This is a genomic window from Terrabacter aerolatus (genome assembly GCF_007991735.1).
Lineage (GTDB): Bacteria > Actinomycetota > Actinomycetes > Actinomycetales > Dermatophilaceae > Terrabacter > Terrabacter aerolatus.
This window is the reverse complement of the sequence record NZ_BJYX01000050.1, coordinates 1-3,491: the sequence shown is the minus strand read 5'-3', so window position 1 is coordinate 3,491 and position 3,491 is coordinate 1. Positions and strand designations below refer to the sequence as shown.

General features: G+C 56.3%; 2 rRNA genes. Both read left to right on the top strand.

Annotated elements, in window-relative coordinates:
* The first annotated feature begins 158 nt into the window (after positions 1-158).
* Positions 159-3,290 (top strand): 23S ribosomal RNA (locus TAE01_RS20325).
* An 80-nt stretch (positions 3,291-3,370) separates the two neighbouring features.
* A 5S ribosomal RNA gene (rrf, locus tag TAE01_RS20320) occupies positions 3,371-3,487 on the top strand.
* The last annotated feature ends 4 nt before the right edge of the window (positions 3,488-3,491 follow it).

The following is a 3,491-nucleotide window of genomic DNA, read 5'->3' as shown; positions in this document are numbered from 1 at the left end:
CTGGTGCCGGCGGGTGGTCTTTGACTGCTCGTGGGTGGTGGTGTTGGTTGGTTGCTTCTGGTTGGTGGGCCCTGCCGAGATCGCGATGTTGTCGTGGTGGGTGTGGGGTGCCGGTTGTATTTTGAGAACTTCACAGTGGACGCGAGCATCTTTGTAGTGTTCAAGTTTTTAAGGGCACACGGTGGATGCCTTGGCACCAGGAACCGAAGAAGGACGTAGGAATCTGCGATAAGCCTCGGGTAGTCGATAACCAGACTGTGATCCGAGGATTTCCGAATGGGGAAACCCGGCTGGAGGCAAGTCCAGTCACCCGCACCTGAATATATAGGGTGTGTGGAGGGAACGTGGGGAAGTGAAACATCTCAGTACCCACAGGAAGAGAAAACAACATGTGATTCCGTGAGTAGTGGCGAGCGAAAGCGGATGAGGCTAAACCGGGCGTGTGTGATAGCTGTCAGGCGTTGCACGTTCGGGGTCGTGGGACCCGCCAGCTGGCTCTGACAGGCCGGCAGGGAGTGAGAAATCTGCGTCATAGTCGAAGAGCATTGAATGGCTCGGCATAGAGGGTGCGACCCCCGTAGACGAAATGGTGTGGACTCCCGGTGGTGTTTCCCAAGTAGCACGGGGCCCGAGAAATCCCGTGTGAATCTGGCAGGACCACCTGCTAAGCCTAAATATTCCCTGGTGACCGATAGCGGACAAGTACCGTGAGGGAAAGGTGAAAAGTACCCCGGGAGGGGAGTGAAATAGATCCTGAAACCGTGTGCCTACAATCCGTTGGAGCCTCCCGCCGTTGGGCGTGTGGGGTGACAGCGTGCCTTTTGAAGAATGAGCCTGCGAGTTAGTGCTCAGTGGCGAGGTTAACCCGTGTGGGGAAGCCGTAGCGAAAGCGAGTCCGAATAGGGCGTTTGAGTCGCTGGGTCTAGACCCGAAGCGGAGTGATCTACCCATGGCCAGGTTGAAGCGCAGGTAAGACTGCGTGGAGGACCGAACCCACTTAGGTTGAAAACTGAGGGGATGAGCTGTGGGTAGGGGTGAAAGGCCAATCAAACTCCGTGATAGCTGGTTCTCCCCGAAATGCATTTAGGTGCAGCGTCACGTGTTTCTTGCCGGAGGTAGAGCTACTGGATAGCTAATGGGCCTCACCAGGTTACTGACGTTAGCCAAACTCCGAATGCCGGTAAGTGAGAGCGTGGCAGTGAGACTGCGGGGGATAAGCTCCGTAGTCGAGAGGGAAACAGCCCAGATCACCAGCTAAGGTCCCTAAGCGTGTGCTAAGTGGGAAAGGATGTGGAGTTGCTGTGACAACCAGGAGGTTGGCTTAGAAGCAGCCACCCTTTAAAGAGTGCGTAATAGCTCACTGGTCAAGTGATTCCGCGCCGACAATGTAGCGGGGCTCAAGCACACCACCGAAGCTGTGGCATTGACATATTTGCTCGGCACCGACACCTGCGGGTTCGGTGTCCAGGCGTGTTGATGGGTAGGGGAGCGTCGTGTGGCCAGGGAAGCGGCGGTGTGAACCAGCCGTGGAGGCCACACGAGTGAGAATGCAGGCATGAGTAGCGAATGACGGGCGAGAAACCCGTCCGCCGAATAACCAAGGGTTCCAGGGTCAAGCTAATCTGCCCTGGGTAAGTCGGGACCTAAGGCGAGGCCGACAGGCGTAGTCGATGGACATCCGGTTGATATTCCGGAACCGGCGAAGGACCGCCCATGATGAGCCCAGTGATGCTAAGTGCCTGAAGCCCGCCCACCAGACCTTCGGGTCTATCGGGTGGGGGGAGCGCACGACCCGATCTGGTAGTAGTCAAGCGATGGAGTGACGCAGGAAGGTAGCCTCCGCGTGGCGATGGTTGTCCACGTCCAAGGGTGTAGGGCGCGATCCAGGCAAATCCGGATCGCATCAAGCCTGAGACCTGATAGTGACCGCGAATGCGGGAAGAGGGTGATCCTATGCTGCCGAGAAAAACTTCTAGCGAGGTTCGAGCCGCCCGTACCCCAAACCGACTCAGGTGGTTAGGTAGAGAATACCAAGGCGATCGAGTGAATCGTGGTTAAGGAATTCGGCAAAATACCCCCGTAACTTCGGGAGAAGGGGGGCCCTGATCGTGACGGAACTTGCTTCCCGAGCGTGATCGGCCGCAGAGACCAGGGAGAAGCGACTGTTTACTAAAAACACAGGTCCGTGCCAAGTCGCAAGACGATGTATACGGACTGACGCCTGCCCGGTGCTGGAACGTTAAGGGGACCGGTTAGCCTCACGGCGAAGCTGAGAACTTAAGCGCCAGTAAACGGCGGTGGTAACTATAACCATCCTAAGGTAGCGAAATTCCTTGTCGGGTAAGTTCCGACCTGCACGAATGGCGTAACGACTTCTCCACTGTCTCAACCACGAACTCGGCGAAATTGCACTACGAGTAAAGATGCTCGTTACGCGCAGCAGGACGGAAAGACCCCGGGACCTTTACTACAGCTTGGTATTGGTGTTCGGTACGGCTTGTGTAGGATAGGTGGGAGACTGTGAAGCCGTCACGTCAGTGATGGTGGAGTCAACGTTGAAATACCACTCTGGTCGTTCTGGATATCTAACCTCGGTCCGTGATCCGGATCAGGGACAGTGCCTGGTGGGTAGTTTAACTGGGGCGGTTGCCTCCTAAAAGGTAACGGAGGCGCCCAAAGGTTCCCTCAGCCTGGTTGGTAATCAGGTTTCGAGTGTAAGTGCACAAGGGAGCTTGACTGTGAGACAGACATGTCGAGCAGGGACGAAAGTCGGGACTAGTGATCCGGCGGTGGCTTGTGGAAGCGCCGTCGCTCAACGGATAAAAGGTACCCCGGGGATAACAGGCTGATCTTGCCCAAGAGTCCATATCGACGGCATGGTTTGGCACCTCGATGTCGGCTCGTCGCATCCTGGGGCTGGAGTAGGTCCCAAGGGTTGGGCTGTTCGCCCATTAAAGCGGTACGCGAGCTGGGTTTAGAACGTCGTGAGACAGTTCGGTCCCTATCCGCTGTGCGCGTAGGAAACTTGAGAAAGGCTGTCCCTAGTACGAGAGGACCGGGATGGACGAACCTCTGGTGTGTCAGTTGTTCTGCCAAGGGCACCGCTGATTAGCTACGTTCGGAAGTGATAACCGCTGAAAGCATCTAAGCGGGAAGCACGTTTCAAGATGAGGTTTCCAGGCCCGCGAGGGCGAGAGGCTCCCAGCTAGACTACTGGGTTGATAGGCCGGATGTGGAAGCACAGTAATGTGTGGAGCTGACCGGTACTAATAAGCCGATAACTTGACTTACAAAGATGCTACGCGTCCACTGTGCGGTTCCCGAGATACAAACGGGGAACCCATCCACTGATTTGATATCTCCATAGAGTTTCGGCTGTCATAGCGAAGGGGAAACGCCCGGTCCCATTCCGAACCCGGAAGCTAAGCCCTTCAGCGCCGATGGTACTGCACTGGTGACGGTGTGGGAGAGTAGGACGCAGCCGGACACAC